Origin of the sequence: Microbacterium aerolatum, assembly GCF_007988825.1 — a bacterium.
Lineage (GTDB): Bacteria > Actinomycetota > Actinomycetes > Actinomycetales > Microbacteriaceae > Microbacterium > Microbacterium aerolatum.
Genome location: NZ_BJUW01000009.1, coordinates 17,364 through 36,835 on the forward strand (window position 1 = coordinate 17,364; position 19,472 = coordinate 36,835).

The window sequence follows — 19,472 nt, forward strand, 5'->3', positions numbered from 1 at the left end:
TCAGCGCAGGAGCTGAAGAACGCCCTGCGTCGACTGGTTCGCCTGAGCGAGCATCGCCGTACCGGCCTGCGACAGGATGTTCGCAGCGGTGTACTTGACCATCTCGGCCGCCATGTCGGTGTCGCGGATGCGGCTCTCAGCAGCCGACAGGTTCTCTGCCGACACGTTGAGCGAGTTGATCGTCGACTCGAAGCGGTTCTGCGCGGCACCGAGTTCGGCACGAGCGCTCGAGATGCTCGTGATCTGAGTGTCGAGTGCGGTGATCGAAGCAGCCGCGTTCGCGGCCGTGTCGAACGTCAGCCCAGCGACCGCGGTAGCCACAGCGCCCACGTCTGCTCCGGTCAGGTCGACGGCGATCTGGTCATTGGCAGCGACGCCGCCCGCGCCGACCTGGAAGGTCAGCTGACCCGTACCGTCACCGGCAGTGGCGCCCGTGAGCAGGTCGATGCCGTTGAAGTTCGTCGAGGTGCTGATGCGGGTCAGTTCCTCGGCGAGCTGCGTGACCTCGGTCTGGATCGCGGTGCGCGACTCGGTGTTGTTCGAGTCGTTACCGGCCTGCACCGCGAGGTCGCGCACGCGCTGCAGGATGGAGTGGACCTCGGTCAGGGCGCCTTCAGCGGTCTGGATGACCGAGATGCCGTCCTGAGCGTTGCGAGCAGCCACGTTGAGGCCGTTGACCTGCGAACGCAGGCCCTCGGAGATCGCGAGGCCGGCCGCGTCGTCCGCCGCGCGGTTGATGCGAAGACCGCTGGACAGCTTCTCCAGGGACTTCGACAGGTCGTTCTGCGTGTTGGACAGGTTGCGGTAGGCGTTGAGCGCCGACACGTTGGTGTTGATCTGCATACCCATGGTGTGTTCCTCCGTGATTGGGATGTACCGAAGCCCATCCGTGGGCTCCAATCACACCTATCGGCGGCAGGTCTCGGCGCGTTAGTCGGAGACGATCAGAACGGTGGTGCAACGAGAGCGGCGTCGTCCCGTCGAGATGTTGCACCGCGAGCGGCGTGGGCTTCGGGTGGTGGCGCCGAGCTGTGGAACCCCGTAGGTGTGGTGACCTCGACGGACCCGTCGGGGCGAGATCGGTACACGGCACGGGTTCGGTGTCTGTCGACGTGATGTCTAGGACAGAGGGGTCGCAGGTCGTCGAGGTTGGTCTTGCCGCCCTGTGCCCAGGGAGTGCGGTGGTCGATGTCGGCGTCGAGGGCGAGGCGGGTGCAGCCGTCTCTGGCGCAGGTGCCGTGCTGCAGGATCAGCCAGTCGCGCTGTGCGGGTGTCGCGCAGCGGCTGCGGCGGTCCATATCGATGACCACGCTGCGGATCGGGTCTACGACCACTCGGCGGAACACGCCGGTGTCGAGGAACAGCTGCTTCGCGGTCAACGGGTCGATCGGCCCGTGCCCGACGATCTCGGCCTCCGGAACAGGAAGGCCAGGGGTGTTCGCGGCGCCGTCCAGCAGTTGGACGGGGATCGTGACGAAGACCTTCGTCTGCGCGGCACGGTCGGTGCCGACCCCGCGCAACCAGGCGGGGAAGAGGTCTGCGCGGATCTGCGCGATCGTGCGCGTCTCAGCCGGGTCGCCCTTCTTCATCTGCTTCGCCGTTGCGGTGAGCCGCCGGTCGGCAGCGAGGGCCTCTGATGTGGGAATGCAGGCGTTGAACCAGCTCATCCCGTCATCCACGTGCTCCACGCACACCCGACGGCCGGCTACCGCACGGGTATGACGATTCTCGGCCGGTTCCTGGTCAAGACGATCGGCCAGGCGGCGCAGTCGGCGCAGGAAGTTCGCCGGGGAGCACGAGAACGCCCACTGAGAGGTCGCCTCATCGATCCGCGCCGCCGCCTCGCGCTCGGCCTCCAGCTCGTCCGCTGTGGCGTTCGACGGTGCGCGCAGCCGGCCCAGCGCCCCCGATGGCGCGGGTCACGAGATACATCGACACGAACCCGTCGCGCGCGTGGCTCCTAGAGAGTCGGCAGCTGTCGCATGGCCGTGCGTACGACCGCGAGTTCGGCCTGGACATCCTCTTCGGACCGCTTCAACCGCAACGCGATATCGGAGACAGCAGCGCGCTCGGCCAGATCAGCGGCGTCCGGGCCGCACTCGAGAACGAACACCTCAGGATTGCGACGCGCGAGAGTGACGGCATCCACGATCTGTGCCGCGCGACGCGACGCGTACCGATTCAGATGATCTCGTATTTTTGTTAGGCGATCGCGGACGCGGCCGGCGCGACGCCGAACACGTTCGTGAGCCGAGTACTGCCGGTCTCGCCGATCCGCGCGAAGAATGCGTCACGCACGGCCATCGACACGCGGGCGACGGCCGTGGGCTCCTGGCCGTCGGCGAAGTACTTCTCCAGCGCATCGCGCAGCAGGCGCATCGCCTCGGAGCGCTGTTGCGACACGGCCGAGTGCGAGACGCCGAGCTCTTCGGCGATCTCCTTCACCGGACGCTCGTCGAAGTAGACGGCCTGCACGATCAGGCGCATGCGTTCGGGCAGAGCGGCCACGGCGTGCTCGAGCACCTCGCGGCGCTCGCTCACCATCGCGGACTCCTCCGGGAGCGGGATGTCGGATGCCAGTGTGTGCGCTGACGGATCCTCCAGCGTCACCACGGTGCGCGCGCCGTCGGCCAGTGCCTCGGAGACGACGTCAGTCGGAACCGACATCGCCGTGGCGATCTCGGCCACCGTCGCCGTCCGGCCGAGCCCCGCGGTCAGGGTGTCGCGTACAGCGGTGGTCTCCTTGATGCGCTTGCGGATGCCGCGCGAGGCCCAGTCCATCGCGCGCATCTCGTCGGCGAACGCGCCGAGGATGCGGCGGCGCGCGTACGCGCCGAACGGCACTCCGAGCGTGGGGTCGAACGCGTCGGCCGCAGTGACGAGGGCCAGTGCCCCGACAGCGGCGAGTTCTTCACGCGGAATATGGGTGGCACGCGCATGCGTCTCCGAAGCGAGGTAGCCGACCAGCGGCAGGTTCTCTTCGACGAGGCGATTGCGCTCGACAAGCGGCGTCATGGGGGGTGATCACCTCTCTGGAGAGCCAAGACGTTCAGCCGGTAGCTGAACGTGGTGCCCATATCACTATCACAGCGATATGTCCATGGGGAGAACTATCCATCAAATCCCCCGGTAGTAACCTTAGGGCCAGGGCGGCCGATAGAGGTACAACGAACCGAAAAATCGTTCGGTTCATGGGCTGGGGATTGCTGGGGGAAGGAAATATGGGAGCCAACGAACTCTCGATGCAGCTGTGGCGGGAACGCGAACTGCTGGAGATGCTGCTGTTCAAACTGGACGAACAGCAGTTGCTGCTGACCGCCGGGCGATCGCACTGGATCCATTTTGCTACACGCGAGATCGAACAGGTACTCGAACGTCTGCGTGCGACAGCACTGGCGCGGTCGGTCGAGGTATCGGCCGTCGCGGAGGAGTGGGGCGCGGCCGATGACGCGACGCTCCGCGCACTCATCGCGCACGCGCCGGAGGGGGTCTGGCGCGACGTCTTCGCCGACCATCTGCACGCACTCACGCAGCTGACGGCCGAGATCTCTCAGATGCGCGACACGAACGCCGACCAGATCGCGGGCGTCATGCGCGCCACGCAGGAGACGATCGCGGCGCTCGGCCTCGACACCGGTGAATACACCACTGACGGCGTGCGTGCGCGTGACGACTCCGCACGCATCGTCGACACCCAGATGTGACAGACCGGACGACGGAGAAGAGACGATGTCGACTTTCAGCGGATTGACCACGGCCGCGAGCGGGCTGGCTGCGGCGCGCCGCGGCATGGACGTGGTCGGGCAGAACATCGCCAACCAGACCACGGAGGGGTACACCCGGCAGCGGGTGACCACCTCATCGATCGCCGCACTCGCGCAGACCGGCCGATTCAGCACGGGGGCCGCGCCCGGACACGGCGTGTCGATCACCGGCGTCGCCCGACTCGGCGATGCGCTGCTCGACGCCAGGGTGCGTGACACGCTCGCCTCGTCCGGCTTCTGGTCGACGCGCGCCGTCGCTGCGACGACCATGGAGGCCGCGCTCGCAGAACCCACGACCGACGGCCTGGCCGCGCGCCTGTCGCAGTTCTGGTCCGGCTGGCAGGATCTCGCGAACACCCCGGACTCCGGGGCTGCGGCATCCGTCGTGCTCGAGACGGCCGCCGAACTCGCATCCCAGATCTCCGGCGGCTACAAGGCGGTCGCGTCGCAGTGGTCCGATGCCCGCACGGCCGCCGAGCGCACGGTCTCGCAGGTCAATGCGGCGGCGGACCAGATCGCCGATCTCAATCGTGAGATCCGCGACGCGCTCGCGTCCGGCCGCTCTGCGAACGAGCTCATCGACCAGCGCAGCGTTCTCGCGCAGAACGTGGCCCGCCTGTCCGGCGCCAAGGCGAACATCGAGAGCGACGGCACGCTGACGGTGCGGATCGACGGCAACGCCCTCGTCGCAGGCGACGACTCCCGTCACCTCGCGCTGAGCGGACCGACCTCGATCGACGTCGGCGCACGGGTCACGGTCACCTGGGCGACGGCACCCGACATGCCGATCTCGATCGTCGGCGGCGAGCTCGGTGGGAACCTCTCTGTCCTCGCGCCCGCGGATGAGGGCGGGATGCTGGCGCAACTCGCCGCGTCCTACAACGAAGTCGCGACTGCCCTCGCCGATCGGGTGAACGAACAGCACCGACTGGGCGTCACGGCTGCCGGCCAGCCAGGCGGAGACTTCTTCGCCGTCTCGGGCACCGGTCCCGCGGCTCTCGGTCTGAGCGTCGTGGTGACGTCCGGTTCGGATCTCGCACTCGCGAACCCGGGCGCCGGTGCATGGGACTCCGGCAACGCCGACGCCATCTCCCAGATCGGTCTTCTCGGCACCGGGCCCGACGCGATCTGGGCGTCGCAGGTGTCGACGTTGAGCGTGAGCACCGCGGCCGACATCCAACGCGCACGGGTGTCGGAGACCACCGCCATCACGGCGGCCGCGGCGCAGCAGTCCGTCGCCGCTGTCGACGGCGACGAGGAGACCATCAGTCTGCTCACCTACCAGACCGCCTATCAGGCCGCGGCCAGAGTCATGACCGCCGTCGACGAGGCGCTCGACGTTCTGATCAACCGCACTGGCGTCGTCGGACGCTGACCGGAGGACCGAAATGATCTCTCGCGTTACCGCATCGTCCATGACGCAGACGGCGATGCGCCACCTGCAGTCGAACCTCACGGAGCTCGCGCGCCTTCAGGAGCAGGCGACGTCGCAGCGCGCCTTCGCCGCGCCGTCCGACGATCCGGCCGCTGCCGCCACCGCGCTGGGCCTGCACGCGGAGCAGCGCCGCAACGACCAGTACGCGCGCAACATCGACGACGGGCTGGCGTGGGTGACGACGGCCGATTCCGCCATCACCCGAAGCGCCGGCCTTCTCAGTCGAGTGCGGGACCTCACCGTGCAGGGCGCGAACGACGGTGCGCTGGATGCCACGGCGAAGGAGGCGATCGCCGTGGAGCTGGAAGGCATCCGCGACGAGCTGCTCGCGCAGGCCAACACTCGCCTGCTGGGACGCTCGGTGTTCGCTGGTACCTCTGACACTGCCGCATTCGCGGGCAACCCCACCTATGCATTCAGCGGATCTCCGGACGGAGAGGTGATGCGCCGGATCTCCGAAACCGCTTCCGTCCGCGTCGATGCCGACGGCGAGGCGGTGTTCGGCACCGGTGCGGGCTCGGTCTTCGCCCTGGTCGACAACATCATCGATGACCTGCGCAACGGGACGAACGTCGGTGCCCGGCTGAACGAGATCGACGATCGCCGGACCGCTATGCTCAGTGCCCAGGGTGCGGTCGGCGCCCGCCAGACACAGATCGAACGCGCCAAGGAGGCGGCTGTGCAGAACTCGGTTTCGCTCGAATCCCGCCGCGCTGCCATCGAAGACGTCGATTCGGTCGAGGTGCTTGTGCGTCTCCAGGCCCAGGAACTCGTGTACCGATCAGCGCTCGCCGTGAACGCCCGCGTGCTGCAGCCGTCGCTGATGGACTTCCTCCAGTGACCGTCGCCCTGAGCTTCGTGGCACCGCCCCCGGGGCTCGCGCCGCACGTGGAGTTCGCGCTCACGCCGGTGGACGGCTCGGAAGGGCTGTTCACGATGCGTGCGGTCGACGACGCCGCGCTACGCCTTTATCTGGTCGATCCGAACACCGTGCTGCAGGACTACGCTCCGACGCTCACCGACGAGCAGACGGCTCAGCTGTCGCTGGAATCGCCCGATGACGCTCTGCTGCTCGTCGTCGCTCACCCTGCAGCGGACGGCGTGAGCGTGAACCTTCTGGCGCCCGTGGTGGTCAATCGCGGCACCGGGCTCGCCTCGCAGGTCATCCTCGAAGGCCAGGATTTCCCGCTGCGCGCCCCCCTCAGCTGAACGAATGTGGACTTAAGTCGTAGATCCTGGCCGAACGTCTACGACCTATGGCTATACTTTCGAGCATTGGGGCTTGTCGATCCTTCGGCAGTCTCCGTTCAGTCTGAGGGGACAGCAATATGAGCGGTGTCGCAGTACAGCCAAAAGTCGCAGTGGTCATCGAAGACGACCCGGACGTTCGAAGCCTGCTCGACGCGGTCTTCCGCTCCGCCGGCTTCCAGGTCGTTCTCACCGGATCCGGGCCCGACGGCATCGCCGCGGTCATGGAGCACGAGCCGACCATCACCACCGTCGACATCAATCTTCCGGGCATCGATGGCATCGAGGTCGTGCGCCGCATCCGCAAGTCGAGTTCGTCGTTCATCATGATGCTCTCGGCCCTCGCCGAGGAGACGGACGTCGTACTCGGTCTCAGCTCCGGCGCAGACGACTACGTCATCAAGCCGTTCCGCCCGCGCGAGCTGCGCGCAAGGATCGAGGCTCTCATGCGCCGTCCGCGCATCGACCCGCCGGAGCCATCCGAGACGGTCAACACCGGGCCCGTGCGCACTCCGGCACGCAACCCCACGGCGACCGCCACGATCCCGACGATCGATGCCGGAAGCCTCGAGCGCTGGGAGTCGCACCGCGACATCAGCCTCAACCTCGCCACCCACACCGCGCTCGTGGCACAGCGCGAGGTCGAGCTCACGCCCACCGAGTTCGACCTGCTCGCGACCCTGCTCGAATCCAAGCGCCGAGTGCGCAGCAAGGCGGACCTCGCGCTCGTCCTGCGCGGCGAGGCGTTCGGCTCCACCTCTTATTACGTCGGCGAGCCGGACAAGCGCGCGATCGAGGCTCATATGGCGAACCTCCGCCGCAAGATCGGCGACAACAGCGTCGAACCGCGCTACATCGAGACGGTTCGCGGCGTCGGGTACCGGCTCACTCCGGCCGAGGTGCCCGCCGTGGTCTGAGCCGAGCCTCACCTGAACCGGCGGTCGCGCGTGACTCGAACACGCGCGACCGCCTTCTTCATGCCCGGCCGCAGGCATCAGGTCACTCGAGGACCTCCCAGGGCGACCGGTCACGGTCGGTGACGCCGTCCATGGGATCCTCCGACTGCGTCCACCACTTGGCCTCGAACGGGACGCCGTCGACGACCACGCGAGTGCCCTTCCGGTAGACAGTGCCGACGTTCCACTCCGGGTACGTGCCATCGGCGACGGTCGGCAGGGCGAAGGGGCGATCCTCCGCAAGCACCGGTCCGACGAGCACCCAGGAGGTGGCATCCGCCGTCTGCGTGGGATCGTCCGGCTCCGGGCCGCCGCTGACCCACCACTTCGCGGCGTACACATAGCCGTGCCAGACGACCCGCACGCCGTGAGAGTAAGGAGCGTCCTCGGACCAGATCGGGTACGGGCTCGTCTCAGGATCATCGGGCATCGGCGTCGCCGCGGGCGTGGCCGCCGCATCGGAGGGTGACTCGTCGAATCCGGTAGACAGGATGCCGGCGAACGTCTGCGTGCCCTGCTCGACGCCGCTGCACGAATCGGACACGGCGGAGACATCGGGGTAGTTCGGACCGCACGTGCGGTCGCGGTTGATCGACCACATCGACATCCGCGCCAGATCGCGCTGCTGGGCGAAGTCGCTCAGTTCGGTCGCGTCGGCGAGGGTGAACACCTCGTCGCGGACGTCGTTCTGCCCAATCATCGGCGTCGCGCCCATCACGGCCCAGGCGCCGGCGGCCGGCAGTGCGATCCGCTGATTGCGGTACAGCTGCGTCAGCTGATCGTGCACCTCGTTCAGCGCCTGAATCGAGGCCTCGGCCATCGTCGCGCCACCCAGGTCGGTGCCGTAGTCCATGGTCATCACGTTCACGCCGGCCAGCGTCACGCCGCCCTCGAGCAGGCGTCGCACGGCATCCAATCCGGCATCGGTCAGTCCGGTGGTCGCCGTCGGCAGCGTCACCCAGACATCCAGCGCGCCGCCGCGCGCCTCGTGCTGCCGCTGCAGTGCGGAGATCGCGGTGGCGCGCCGATCGGCGGCTGCCGTGTCAAGAAGCGCTGCACCTTCCAGATCGAGATCGATCGTCGTGACGCTGTAGCGCTCGAGCACCCGCGAGTAGGCCTGCATCAGTGACGAGGTCGTGTCGCACGCGACGGCGAGCTCGGTGTTGAGGGCGCCTCCGAACGAGACGGCCACGTGGGCTCCCTCGCGGCGGATGCCGTCGATCCGCCGATCGAGATCGAGCTGCTGTCCGGCCTCCGCGAGCGTGTAGTAGGTGCCCCAGGTCGGCGCGCACCGTTGGGCGCTCGCGGCGACGACGAAACCCAGCACGACGGTGTCGTCATTGCCGTCCCCGGTGGTCGGAGACATCGAGACATCCGCCGCCGTCACGTCGAAATACCCGCCGAACCACTGCGGTCCGGCGGTCTCGGCGACGGCTGCATCGCGCTGCGTGAGGTACCAGGGCACCGTCACCGCGCTCGCCACGACGACCGTCGCCACTGCGATGCCCAGCAGCACTCGCCACGGCGAGAGGCGCTTGCCCGGGTGCCGGCCGCTGCGCTTGCGAGGCGCGGCGCCGCTCTCTGCGGGCTGCACGTCCTCACCCGCATCGTTCTTCCGGCGGCTCACGAGCGCAGCTCCAGGTCGGAGCGGAGATCGAGCCTCGGGTTCGCCGCCACCGTCCGGCGCTCCGGTGTCGAGCCGGCAGTGCCGGGCGCCGCGTGCCCGTCGTGGAGCATCGCGCGCCAATCGGGGGCGTCGTCCTCGACGGCGGCCTCCGGCTCAGGACGTTCGACGTCGACGTACATCCAGTCGGTCAGGCCGATCCAGGTGTCGACGAGGCCGTTGCGGATGCCGATGTTGCCGAGGAACGCCCAGGTGGCGCAGATCGCGTTGAAGGCGGAGAACGCCAGCGTCCACCACGAGCCGTCGGAATAGCTGCGCCAGGCGACGAACGCCGAGTACGCGATGATGACGACTGGGCTGATGACGTACAGAAGCGGTGAGCTGGTGCGGTCCTTGACCTTCGGGGTCCGGGCGAACGGGATCTTGCGTCCGGTCATACCCTGCTGCAGCGACTTGAGCACGCCGGCGAGGTTCACCGGCAGGAGGATCAGGTTGAAGCCGTAGATTCGGAAGATGTCGGTGCGCTTGTAGCCGCTGTAGTGCAGGTCGCTGGCCATCGCGATGAAGTACGGCAGGGCGCCGATCAGGATGAACGGGCTCACGAGCCGGTTGTCGTACGGATAGACCAGCAGGAAGATCAGACCGAAGCTGGCCCAGGCGATCGAGGCCATGTAGTTCATCCGCAGCGAGATCTCGCTGAAGGTCAGGGGCTTGTGCTGACGACGGCCGTCGCGCATCTGCCGCCACATCTTGGGCAGGATCAGCAGACCGCCGTTCGCCCAGCGGCGGCGCTGCACCACGAGAGATCCCCAGTCCGGCGGCGTCGCGCTGTAGCTCAGACGCTCGGGGTAGTTCACCAGCTTCCAGCCGAACAGCATGAGGTCCACGCTCGATTCGGTGTCCTCGATGACGGTGCGGTCCTGGACGTAGCGTCGCACCTCGATGCCGTCGACGCTCTCGATCTCGAGGATGTCGTCCAGCGCCTCCATCCGGATCACGGCGTTCGCACCGACCCAGAACGTCGCGTTGTACTTCGTCATGCCCTGGTGCAGGATGTGCTGCACATCCGTCGTCGCACCCGCCAGCCGCTCGATGCGAGTTGGCGCGTTGCGGAACGACGAGTACGGGGTCTGGGTCACCGCGACGTTCGCGTTCTCGGGCTGCTCGAGGAAGTGCACCAGGCGAAGACAGTAGTCGCGCAGTAGCAGCGAGTCGGCGTCGAGCGTGAGAACGAAGTCCGAGTACGGGATCTCGAGGTCGGCGGGCGCGCCGCCGGGGGCGGGGCGCAGCATCACGCCGTCCGGGGTTGAGTGCTCGACGAACCGGCCGCCCAGCAGGCCGATGTACGCGTTGAGGTTCATCGCCTTGTTCGCCTCATGAGACAGCGACGCGTAGCGCTTGCGCTCGAACGAGGTGATCTCGGCCGAGAAGATCCACACGAGTCGCCGGTACAGCTCGTGCACGCGCTCCGTGCTCGGCGCGGTGCCCTCCCCGGCAGCCATCTCCAGCGCGACGGCGGTCGACTGCAGGTCGTCCGCCAGCCCCTCGAGGATCTCCTCGACGAAGAAGTCGTCGACGTGGTCCTCGCGTGTCTCCGCGGCGGCGAAATCACGGAGCCAGGCGATCGCGCTCCAGTACTGCTCGATGAGATCGGGCAGCGTGTCCTGGGCGATTCCGGGCAGTTCGCGGACGGTCTGGAAGAACGCCAGCGCGTCGGCTGCGCGTTCGCGCGGCTCGTTCAGGGCGTAGGCGATCTCGGCGGTGACGGCGCGAGTCGCATTCAGCTTGTCGCGCGTCTCCCGGTCGCTCGGGAACGGGTTGTCATCGACCAGCAGCACGACCCTCATCTCGGGGTACTCCTGCAGGGCCGCCGACCACAGCGTCTTGCGGACGACGCCGGGCTCCTCGGCGTACGAGGGGACCAGAACGGTGAGCGGGCGGTGGGCGAGCGAGAAGTGCCGGTCGAGCTCGCCGCGCGCGGCGCGATGGTGGGTGCGGAACCGCTGGAGCGCGCCGTACCTGGCGAGCAGGTACATCAGAGCGGAGAAGATCAGGAAGGTCACGACCACGATGTACGAGACGCCTTCGATCATGCGCCAGGTGGTGTCGAACTCGCCCGCGAAGAACATCGTCAGCAGCACGGTGAGCACGTACAGGATCCACATCGTGACGGTGAGCCAGATCGCGACACGGGCCAGGACGAGCTTGCGGGTCGACGGACGTGCGTGGACGGCGGGAAGCGTCGCCCGATCCTTCTCGGTGCCCCATTGGCGTCGGCGTCGTAGTGGCGCGGCCGTGTCTTCGGTCTTCATCCTCATGCTCTCCCTGTTCGGCACTGAAGCCGCGGTGATCCCCCACGCCGCGGCCTCAGATGTCCGTTCATGAGGCTAAATCGCCCGAGAGGCCTCCGGAATCCTTCAGGCGAGTTCTTTGAGTAATCTTGCGTCAGACTTGAGCATCGGCCTGAGGGGGCTCACAACAACATGTTTCGCACGCCATCGATCTGGCGATGGCAGCTGATCTTCACCGGCGGCATCGTCGCCGTCGCCGTGATGATCGCAGCCTTCAGCCCGTCGACGTTCGCCACGCCGCTCGTCGTCGTCGGATTCGGGCTGGTGGTGGTCGTGACGCTCGCGACGATCATGATCCCCTGGGACCGGCTGCCGTCCTCAGCGTCGATCGCGCTTCCGATGCTCGACGCGCTCGCGATCGGTTTCACAGCTGCCGCGCCGGACATCCGGCTCGGCTTCCTCTGGGTGTTCCCGGTGACGTGGCTGGCCACGTACTTCACCATGGCGTGGGTGTTCGCCGGGATCGGCGTCATCAGCGTGAGCCTCGTCGTCTTCGGGAACCATCCCGGCGAACCGGCGCACATGATGCTGCGCGTGCTGGTGGTCGTGATCACACTCGGCTTCCTCGGCACGACAGTGCGGATCGGGATGCAGCGCTCTCGCGCTGCACGGCGACTGCTCGAGCGCCAGTCCGAGCAGGTCAACCGTGCGGCGACACGGGCGGAGACGCATCAGCAGCGCGTGGTGCAGATCATCGACGTGCTCGCCACTGCGCTGGTCGCCATCGGCGATGACGGCGTCATCCAGCGGATGAACGATGCGTATCGCACGCTCTACGGGCGGGACCGCTTCGGCGCGAACCTGCCGTCCCCGGCTGTCGAGTACGACGATCGCCGCGGCGAGCCGCTTCCGCCGGATCAGACCGTGCTGGCTCGTGCCGCACGTGGCGAGAGCATGCAGGATGAACGCGTGTGGCTCTACGACACGGCCGGCAGGTGGCGAGCTCTGCACGTCAGCACCCAGCCGCTCGCCGGACGATCCGATGCACGGCGCACGACTCTGGTCATCATCGACGACGTCACGGATGCGCTCGAGGCGGCGGAGGAGCGCCGCACGGTGTCGGCCATCGTCTCGCATGAACTTCGCAACCCGCTCACGGCGATCATCGGCCACGTCGATCTCATGCTCGATCGGGACGACCTTCCTGCCGAGGTAGTAGGGCAGCTCGCGGTGGTCGCCAACGCGGGCGAACGGATGCTGCGGCTCGTCTCGACCGCGCTCGACGAGTCCCGCCCCGCGCCGGCGGCGCTCTCAGAGCCCGTGGACCTCAGGCAGTTGGTCGATGCCTCGGTTGCCAGCTTCCTGCCGATCGCGACCAGTCGCGGTCACGAAGTCGAGGTCTCCGGCGCTGACACGTTGCTCATCTACGGGGACGCCTTCCGCCTGCGGCAGGTGATCGACAACCTGCTCAGCAATGCTGTCAAGTACACCCCGGCAGGCGGCAGCATCGGCCTGAACCTGGACGTCGGTCCGGACGGCCGCGCCGAGGTCACCATCACCGACACCGGGCTGGGTATTGCACCGGACGAGCTCGAGCACCTTTTCGACCCGTACTTCCGCACGGACGAGGCCCGGCAGGGCGACATCCCCGGTACCGGACTCGGCATGGGCATCGCGCGCGACATCGTCACCTCGCACGGCGGCACCATCGACATCATCAGCGAGCCCGGCGTCGGCACCAGCATCACGCTGCGATTCCCGCGCCGACCGGAAGGACAGATCATCGACCGTCCAGAACCGCTCAAGGTGGAGCGTCTGCACGAGAAGGAGCCAGCATGATCGAAGTCGCCGTGCAGGACGCGATCACCATCGGCGCGTCGACGAGCCTGATCGCCGTCGTGACTCTCACGACCGCCCTGGTCTTCGGGTTGGCGACTCTCGCGTGCCCGAGCCGTGCCACGATCGCCTGGGGGGTCGCCTTCGGACTCGGCCTGCTCGGGACCTACGTCTGGGTAGCGGCGCATCAGATGGATTCTCCAGCGCTGCGAGCGGCGGCGTCTGGATTGATGATCTGCTTCGAGCCGATCGTCTGGCTGGGGCTGCGCCTGCACTTCGGCAAGCGCCCGGTCTGGTGGCCGGTGGTCGCGTTCGTGCTCATCGTGCCCGCCGTGCTCGCCGTGACCGCGGGAACGCCGAACTTCGATGCCGCCTTCCGGGTCGCATTCCTCGCTGCGAGCATCTTTGCCGCGCTGATCGCACTCGAACTGTTCCGCAGCCCGGGGCCACGGCGCGACATCAAGCTGCCGCTGGCTCTCGCGTCGTGCGCCTTCGTGATCATCGCGGTGGTGGGCGCTGTGGGCGCCCTCTTCGACCACGAGCTGAGCCTCGCGGGCCAGCTGCAGGTGATCCGCGAGGTCAACAGCGTCGGAACCCTCGTCACCGGCGTCTGCGCCGCGTTCACGCTCGTGATGCTGGTCCGCGCGGACGGGTCGCGTATCGATGCGGTCGCGCTCGGGGCAGTGCGCGCACGGCGAAGGCTGCAGAAGGCGCGCGCGCAAGGCGAGCAGGCGTGGTCGATCCTCGACGTGCGGCTGGACGCGCCGGCTGATCTGCGCGAGTCGACGACCGGCAACGGCTTCGCCCTCATCGTCGACCGCTTCCACGACGACGTCGTTGAGAGCCTGCCGGCTGCGGCGGATGCCGAGCGCGTCGCAGACGACCGCAGCATCGTCATCATCCACGGCAGCGACGAGTCAGTGCAGCACCATGTGCGCGCGATGCTGCGTCGCATCTCGGCGATCGACGCCACTGGCGCGAGCGCCGGGATGCGATTGTCGGCGAGCGTGGGATGGGCGTCGGTCGAGGCCATCGGATACGACTATGACGCCCTCGTCGCCGCAGCCGAGGAGGCCGCCCTCCGCGGCCGTGAGAACGGCGGCGATCGCTGGGAGCGTGTGAAGAAGGCGCCGACTACCCTGGAGAGGTGATTCTCGCTGTCGACACCTCGCTGGGTTCGGCCGTCGCTCTGATCGATGCGGACGGCCGTGCGCGCGCTGACGCGTCCAGTCCCGACCCTCTCGGGCACGCCGAGGTGATCGGCACGCTGTTGCACCGCGCGCTCGCCGAGGCGGGCGAGGGTGCCGTCACCCATGTCATCGCAGGCATGGGCCCGGGTCCGTTCACCGGGTTGCGGATCGGCATCGCCACGGCTCGCGCGTTCGCGCTCGGTCGCGGCGCCCAGGTCGTCCCCGTGCCGAGCCACTTCGCCGCCGCGCTTGCCGTCATCGAGACGGATGCTCCGGAATCCCCCTTCGCGATCGTCACGGATGCCCGCCGTCGAGAGGTCGCGATCAGCCTCTTCGACGGTGTGGATGCCGACGGCATCCCGAATCTCCTCGAGCCCACCGTCCTCGTGCCCCGTGCGGATGCCGACGAGCGCCTGCGCGGCATCCACGCGATCGAGGTGTCGACGCTGGACGCCGCAGCCCTCGCCAGGGTCGGCCTGCGCGCGGCGAACGCCGGACGCGATCTGGCCGGCGCGGAGCCGCTGTACCTGCGCCAGCCCGACGTCAGCGTGCCCGGTGCGCCGAAGCGGGTGAGCTGATGACGATCCGCACCGCGATGCCGGCCGATCTCGACGCGATCATGGCGATCGAGAACGCTTCCTTCCCCAGCGACGCGTGGAGCGACGAGGCGATGGCGGCCGAGCTGGCGACCGACTACAGCCACTACCTCGTCGACGAGGACGACGGCCGGATCATCGGCTACGCCGGACTCCGCTCGATCCGCGGGAATCCGGATGCCGACATCCAGACCATCGCGCTCGTCGAAGCCCGCAGGGGAGAGGGGCGGGGCCGCGCCATGCTGCGGTCGCTGCTCGCCGAGGCATCCGCTCGCGGTGCCCGCGAGGTTTTCCTCGAGGTGCGCGCCGACAACCCGGCGGCCGAGGCGCTGTACCTGTCGGAGGGGTTCGAGGAGATCGGTCGCCGGCCGCGCTACTACCAGCCCGACGATGTGGATGCGATCGTGATGAAGGTGGAGCTGCGATGACCGAACCGCTGGTGCTGGGCATCGAGACGAGCTGCGATGAGACCGGCATCGGGATCGTCCGCGGCCGCACGCTGCTGTCGAACACGATCGCCTCCAGCATGGACGAGCACGCGCGCTACGGGGGCGTCGTGCCCGAGGTCGCCGCACGCGCGCACCTCGAGGCGCTGCAGCCGGCGATCGAGGCCGCGCTCGCCGAAGCATCCGTCACCCTCGACGACCTCGATGCGATCGCCGTCACCAGCGGTCCGGGTCTCGCCGGCGCCCTGATGGTGGGGGTCGGCGCAGCCAAGGGGCTCGCCGTCTCGCTGGACAAGCCGCTCTACGCCGTGAACCACCTCGTCGGTCACATCGCCGCCGACATCGTGACGCCCGACTCCGAGCCGCTGGAGTACCCGACCATCGCGCTGCTCGTCTCCGGCGGGCACACCTCGTTGCTGCATGTGAAAGATCTGACCAGTGACGTCGAGCTGCTCGGCGAGACGATCGACGACGCCGCCGGCGAGGCATTCGACAAGGTCGCCAGGCTGCTTTCGCTGCCATACCCCGGCGGGCCCGAGATCGACCGGGCGGCCGCCGGCGGCGATCCGAAGGCGATCCGCTTCCCGCGGGGGCTGTCCAAACCGCAGGATATGGCGAAGCACCGCTACGACTTCTCGTTCTCGGGGCTCAAGACCGCCGTCGCCCGCTGGGTCGAGCGCTGCGAGACCGAAGGCGATCCGATCCCGGTGGCCGATGTCGCGGCGAGCTTCCGCGAGGCCGTGGTCGATGTGCTCGTCACCAAGGCGCTCGCCGCGTGCGCGGACCGCGGCGTTCCGCGACTGCTGCTGGGCGGTGGTGTGATCGCCAACAGGCGCCTGCGCGAGGCAGCGCTCGATCGTGCCGCCGCAACGGGCGTCACGGTCCGCATCCCGCCGCTCTCGCTCTGCACGGACAACGGTGCCATGATCGCAGCGCTCGCCGCCGACCTCATCGCCTCGGGCCGCCGGCCCTCCACTCTCGCGTTCGGCGCGGACTCGACGCTGCCGGTGACGGAGATCCAGGTGGCCGAGCAGCAGCCGGAGGCAGCAGGATGAGCGGCCCGTCCGAGCAGCCGGTGCCGAGGCAGCGCTCGGAGCAGGCGACGCGCGAGACGCCGACGGTCGAGAGTCCGCGTCCCGAGGTTGAGCACCCCGCCGACAGCGCGCGGATGCCCGGCGTACCGCGCACGCAGTACACGAAGATGCCGACCGGGCCGGTCAGCACCGAGCCGCTCGTCGCGAGCGGGCCAGCCGACACGGCCGGGATGCCGGCGGTGCAGTGGGCGCCGCAGGACGATGTCATCGTCGATGACAAGAGCCGCCTGGCGCCCTGGGCGCTCGTGGCCGCGATCGTGGCACTGGTCGCGTCGTGGTTCGTCGGCTGGGGCATCCCGCTGGCGATCATCGCTGTGGTCGCGGCGATCATGTCACTGCGCCGCCCCGTCGAGAGCCGCTCGATCGCGATCTGGGCACTCGTCCTGGGTCTCGCCGCGACGATGTTCAGTCTCGGATGGCTCATCTGGGCCGCCATGCAGTTCGAGCAGATCGGATAGCGATGTCAGCGGAAGACGCGTCCTCAGAGTTGCGGATGCTGCGTGCCAAGGCCTATGGGCCCGGTGGAGGGCTGTCGTCCGACGAGCTCACGAGGCTGCAGGAGCTGGAGGGGAGGCTTCGACTCCCTTCGGTCGCTCAGCCCGTTTCGTCTGCGGCTGCTCCGCAGCCTCCGCTCAACGATCCGCACCGCGAGGAGATCCCGGACGGGGAAGTCCTCTCTCAGGAGGAACCCCGAGGGGAGGCCCCCTTCGCAGATGAGCTTTTTCCGCGGGTCGCCCCGCGAGCCGAAGGCGAGACGAAACGGGTTGAGCGAGCGGAGCGAGTCGAAACCGCCACACCAGCTCCGGACCCTTCGACAGGCTCAGGGACCGATCCCCGCCGCCGGCGGCCCGCCGTCGTCGGCGCAGCCGCGGCGTTGCTCGCGGTCGGCCTCGGCGTCGGCTGGGGCATCTGGGGCTGGGACAGCCATCAGTTCGCTCTCGCCGCAGCCCACGGCGAGGAGCGCGCTGAGCTCGAGGCATCCGGTGATTTCGATCCAGGTACTGTCGTGCCCGTCGCCGAGCAGCACGGCGTCGTCGTCTGGCAGGCGGATCGCTCGGACGGCGAAGAGCTCTGCGTGATCGTCACGAGCCCCGACCAGACGCAGCACGGCTGTGTGACGTACGAGGATCTGGAGAATTCGGCATGGCCGAGTGCCGGCACTCTCATTCCGGAAGGACAGGAGAAGGCGGGTAGTCAGTTGTACGCCGGGCTCATCCCGAGGCCGGCGGGCGAGCTCGTGCCGTTCATTCAGGTCTGGGATCAGAGCGATTCGTCGTCGTGGGAATCGCAGTACAGCGAGGAAGAGCTCGCGCAGTTGCGTGAGCTCGAGGCAGCGGGCTACGAACCGGGCGCACTGAGCGTGCTCGGTTACGACGGTGACACCGTGGTGTGGAGCACGTGGGAGAACAGCGGTCTGTGCCTCCTCGTCCCGACCGGTGGCGACATCGCCGAGGCATGCGCAAACGATTTCGAGGAGACGATCACACTCATCATCTCCACGGCCGGCGGCGACACCGAGTACGTCGTCCGGCAGACCGACATGCGCGGCCCGCAGCTCACGATCGTCCGGCATCCCACCGCCGTCACCGTCGACCCCGAAACGGGAGACGTCATCGAGTTCTCCGTCGACGAGCCGATGTTCGACGACCTCGTGATCGACGACAAGACCGGTGACGTCGAGCAGTAGCCTCAGACCCGGTCGGCGAGGATCGCCATCCGGCGGTCGCCGACCCGCGTGAGGATCAGGGTCGCGCTCGCCGCGCCGCGCAGGTGCAGCTTCTTCCGGAATGCGGCGGGGTCGACGTCCATCCCGCGCTTCTTGATCTCCAGCGTCCCGATGTCGTTCGCGCGCAGCATCGTGTTGATCGCCTTCGGATTCGCGGCGGTCACCTCACGCACGCGGAACGACTGCACGAACGGGCTCGTCACCGCGGCGTCCCCGGTGAGGTAGGCGATCTTCGGGTCGAGCATCCCGGCGTCCAGGCTCCGTGCGGCATCGCCGATCAGGCGCGCGCGGATCACCGCGCCGTCCGGTTCGTGCAGGAACGCTCCGAGCTTGCGCACGTCGGCATCCTCGGCGTCCGCTCCCGCTGTCAGCTCGTGCGACTCATCGCCCCGGATGACCAGAGCCGAGCGGCGCACCCCCCCGCGAGCGAGGATGCCGGACCACAGCACCAGTTCGACCACGCTGCCGTCGGCGCTTACCCACTGCGCCTCGGCATCCGCCGGAAGCGCGTCGCGGTCGTGCGCCGGGCCGAGCTTGATGCCGACCGGCATCCGCTCGGCGAGCGAGAACGCCCAGTCGAGTGACGGCGAATAGTCGGATGCCACAACCCGCCGCGTCTCGCTGTGCCCGGCCGTCCGGCGGGCGGGGTCGAGCCACACGGCGTCGACCTTGGCGACGTCGAAGGACTCCGCGGTGCCTTGGCGGACCTGCGCGTCTCCACCGAACGGGGCGAGGTTATAGGCGGCGATCGCTGCGGTGACCTCATCTGCGTCGACGGCGGACACCGCGATCCCTGCACCGGCGAAGGCGAGCGCGTCGCCGCCGATGCCGCAGCCCAGGTCCGCGACGCGTTCGATGCCCGCGCGACGCATGCGTCCGGCGTGCCGTGCCGCGACCCCCAGGCGCGTCGCCTGCTCGAGCCCTGCCCTGGTGAACAGCATCCGCTCGGCGAAGCCGCCGAACTTCGCTGCGCCCTTCGCGCGCAGATGCGCCTGGCCGACGACGGCCGATACGAGGTCGGGGGAGTGCCCTGCGCCGCGCAACCGCGAGACGGCCTGCGCCACCTCGCCAGTCGACGAGATCGTGCCGACCTCATCGAGCAGCCGGAGGCCGTCGGGGGTGAGCAACGCGGTCAGCTCGGACATCTCCACCGGTTCAGACTACGCGGTGGTTCGACAGGCTCAGCAGTCACGCATTGGCACTCGCATTGCATGAGTGCCAGCCGAGCGCCTACACTTGTGATTAGCACTCTCGGGTTGAGAGTGC

The 19,472-nt window shown here is 68.3% G+C and carries 19 protein-coding genes; 12 read left to right on the forward strand and 7 right to left on the reverse strand.

Annotated elements, in window-relative coordinates; translation table 11 throughout:
* The 4 genes from MAE01_RS10570 to MAE01_RS10585 all read right to left on the reverse strand — a co-directional run bounded on the left by MAE01_RS10570 (window position 1) and on the right by MAE01_RS10585 (window position 3,015).
* A complete protein-coding gene (locus MAE01_RS10570) occupies window positions 1-849 on the reverse strand; it encodes a flagellin N-terminal helical domain-containing protein (protein WP_147039525.1) in 849 nt (282 codons plus the stop codon).
* 95 nt (window positions 850-944) lie between these two features.
* Window positions 945-1,901, reverse strand: a complete 957-nt coding sequence (locus MAE01_RS10575; RefSeq protein WP_307723760.1) for an HNH endonuclease signature motif containing protein — start codon at window positions 1,899-1,901, stop codon at window positions 945-947.
* 59 nt (window positions 1,902-1,960) lie between these two features.
* Entirely contained in the window at window positions 1,961-2,149 is a 189-nt protein-coding gene (locus MAE01_RS10580) for a hypothetical protein (RefSeq protein ID WP_147039527.1), read from the reverse strand.
* Between the two features lie 53 nt (window positions 2,150-2,202).
* Window positions 2,203-3,015: a sigma-70 family RNA polymerase sigma factor gene (locus tag MAE01_RS10585; protein ID WP_147039528.1), complete on the reverse strand. Its 813-nt coding sequence runs from the start codon at window positions 3,013-3,015 to the stop codon at window positions 2,203-2,205.
* A gap of 206 nt (window positions 3,016-3,221) precedes the next feature.
* Between MAE01_RS10585 and MAE01_RS10590 the strand changes: the two genes are divergently transcribed.
* The 5 genes from MAE01_RS10590 (at window position 3,222) to MAE01_RS10610 (ending at window position 7,364) form a co-directional block, all read left to right on the forward strand.
* On the forward strand, window positions 3,222-3,704 hold the full coding sequence (locus MAE01_RS10590; RefSeq protein ID WP_147039529.1) for a flagellar protein FlgN: 483 nt from the start codon (window positions 3,222-3,224) through the stop codon (window positions 3,702-3,704).
* Between the two features lie 25 nt (window positions 3,705-3,729).
* The gene (gene flgK, locus MAE01_RS10595) at window positions 3,730-5,139 is read left to right on the forward strand and encodes a flagellar hook-associated protein FlgK (protein WP_147039530.1); all 1,410 of its coding nucleotides are present in this window, start codon (window positions 3,730-3,732) and stop codon (window positions 5,137-5,139) included.
* A 13-nt stretch (window positions 5,140-5,152) separates the two neighbouring features.
* On the forward strand, window positions 5,153-6,040 hold the full coding sequence (gene flgL / locus MAE01_RS10600; protein ID WP_147039531.1) for a flagellar hook-associated protein FlgL: 888 nt from the start codon (window positions 5,153-5,155) through the stop codon (window positions 6,038-6,040).
* On the forward strand, window positions 6,037-6,408 hold the full coding sequence (gene fliW, locus MAE01_RS10605; RefSeq protein WP_147039532.1) for a flagellar assembly protein FliW: 372 nt from the start codon (window positions 6,037-6,039) through the stop codon (window positions 6,406-6,408). Before flgL ends, fliW begins: the two co-directional genes overlap by 4 nt.
* 119 nt (window positions 6,409-6,527) lie before the next feature.
* On the forward strand, window positions 6,528-7,364 hold the full coding sequence (locus MAE01_RS10610) for a response regulator transcription factor (RefSeq protein ID WP_147039533.1): 837 nt from the start codon (window positions 6,528-6,530) through the stop codon (window positions 7,362-7,364).
* Between the two features lie 82 nt (window positions 7,365-7,446).
* Here MAE01_RS10610 and MAE01_RS15995 read toward each other — a convergent pair whose 3' ends face one another.
* Together MAE01_RS15995 and MAE01_RS10620 are read right to left on the reverse strand one after the other, a co-directional pair.
* Complete coding sequence (locus MAE01_RS15995; RefSeq protein WP_186806207.1) at window positions 7,447-9,030, reverse strand: carbohydrate-binding protein; 1,584 nt, start codon at window positions 9,028-9,030, stop codon at window positions 7,447-7,449.
* On the reverse strand, window positions 9,027-11,339 hold the full coding sequence (locus MAE01_RS10620; protein ID WP_147039534.1) for a glycosyltransferase family 2 protein: 2,313 nt from the start codon (window positions 11,337-11,339) through the stop codon (window positions 9,027-9,029). Before MAE01_RS10620 ends, MAE01_RS15995 begins: the two co-directional genes overlap by 4 nt.
* Before the next feature lie 171 nt (window positions 11,340-11,510).
* On the opposite strand from MAE01_RS10620, the gene MAE01_RS10625 reads away from it, so the two are divergent.
* From MAE01_RS10625 to MAE01_RS10655, 7 genes are read left to right on the forward strand one after another with little or no spacing between them, the layout of a single operon-like run.
* A complete protein-coding gene (locus MAE01_RS10625) occupies window positions 11,511-13,157 on the forward strand; it encodes a sensor histidine kinase (RefSeq protein WP_147039535.1) in 1,647 nt (548 codons plus the stop codon).
* Window positions 13,154-14,305: a hypothetical protein gene (locus MAE01_RS10630; protein ID WP_147039536.1), complete on the forward strand. Its 1,152-nt coding sequence runs from the start codon at window positions 13,154-13,156 to the stop codon at window positions 14,303-14,305. The genes MAE01_RS10625 and MAE01_RS10630 overlap by 4 nt, the downstream gene beginning before the upstream one ends.
* Window positions 14,302-14,922, forward strand: a complete 621-nt coding sequence (gene tsaB / locus MAE01_RS10635; RefSeq protein WP_147039537.1) for a tRNA (adenosine(37)-N6)-threonylcarbamoyltransferase complex dimerization subunit type 1 TsaB — start codon at window positions 14,302-14,304, stop codon at window positions 14,920-14,922. The genes MAE01_RS10630 and tsaB overlap by 4 nt, the downstream gene beginning before the upstream one ends.
* The gene (gene rimI / locus MAE01_RS10640; RefSeq protein WP_147039538.1) at window positions 14,922-15,368 is read left to right on the forward strand and encodes a ribosomal protein S18-alanine N-acetyltransferase; all 447 of its coding nucleotides are present in this window, start codon (window positions 14,922-14,924) and stop codon (window positions 15,366-15,368) included. Before tsaB ends, rimI begins: the two co-directional genes overlap by 1 nt.
* The gene (tsaD, locus tag MAE01_RS10645; protein ID WP_147039539.1) at window positions 15,365-16,441 is read left to right on the forward strand and encodes a tRNA (adenosine(37)-N6)-threonylcarbamoyltransferase complex transferase subunit TsaD; all 1,077 of its coding nucleotides are present in this window, start codon (window positions 15,365-15,367) and stop codon (window positions 16,439-16,441) included. Before rimI ends, tsaD begins: the two co-directional genes overlap by 4 nt.
* On the forward strand, window positions 16,438-16,938 hold the full coding sequence (locus MAE01_RS10650) for a hypothetical protein (RefSeq protein WP_229718065.1): 501 nt from the start codon (window positions 16,438-16,440) through the stop codon (window positions 16,936-16,938). The genes tsaD and MAE01_RS10650 overlap by 4 nt, the downstream gene beginning before the upstream one ends.
* A 2-nt stretch (window positions 16,939-16,940) precedes the next feature.
* Complete coding sequence (locus MAE01_RS10655) at window positions 16,941-18,167, forward strand: hypothetical protein (RefSeq protein WP_147039540.1); 1,227 nt, start codon at window positions 16,941-16,943, stop codon at window positions 18,165-18,167.
* Between the two features lie 2 nt (window positions 18,168-18,169).
* Here the strand turns inward: MAE01_RS10655 and MAE01_RS10660 are convergent, their stop codons facing one another.
* Entirely contained in the window at window positions 18,170-19,357 is a 1,188-nt protein-coding gene (locus tag MAE01_RS10660; protein WP_147039541.1) for a class I SAM-dependent methyltransferase, read from the reverse strand.
* Window positions 19,358-19,472 lie beyond the last annotated feature (115 nt).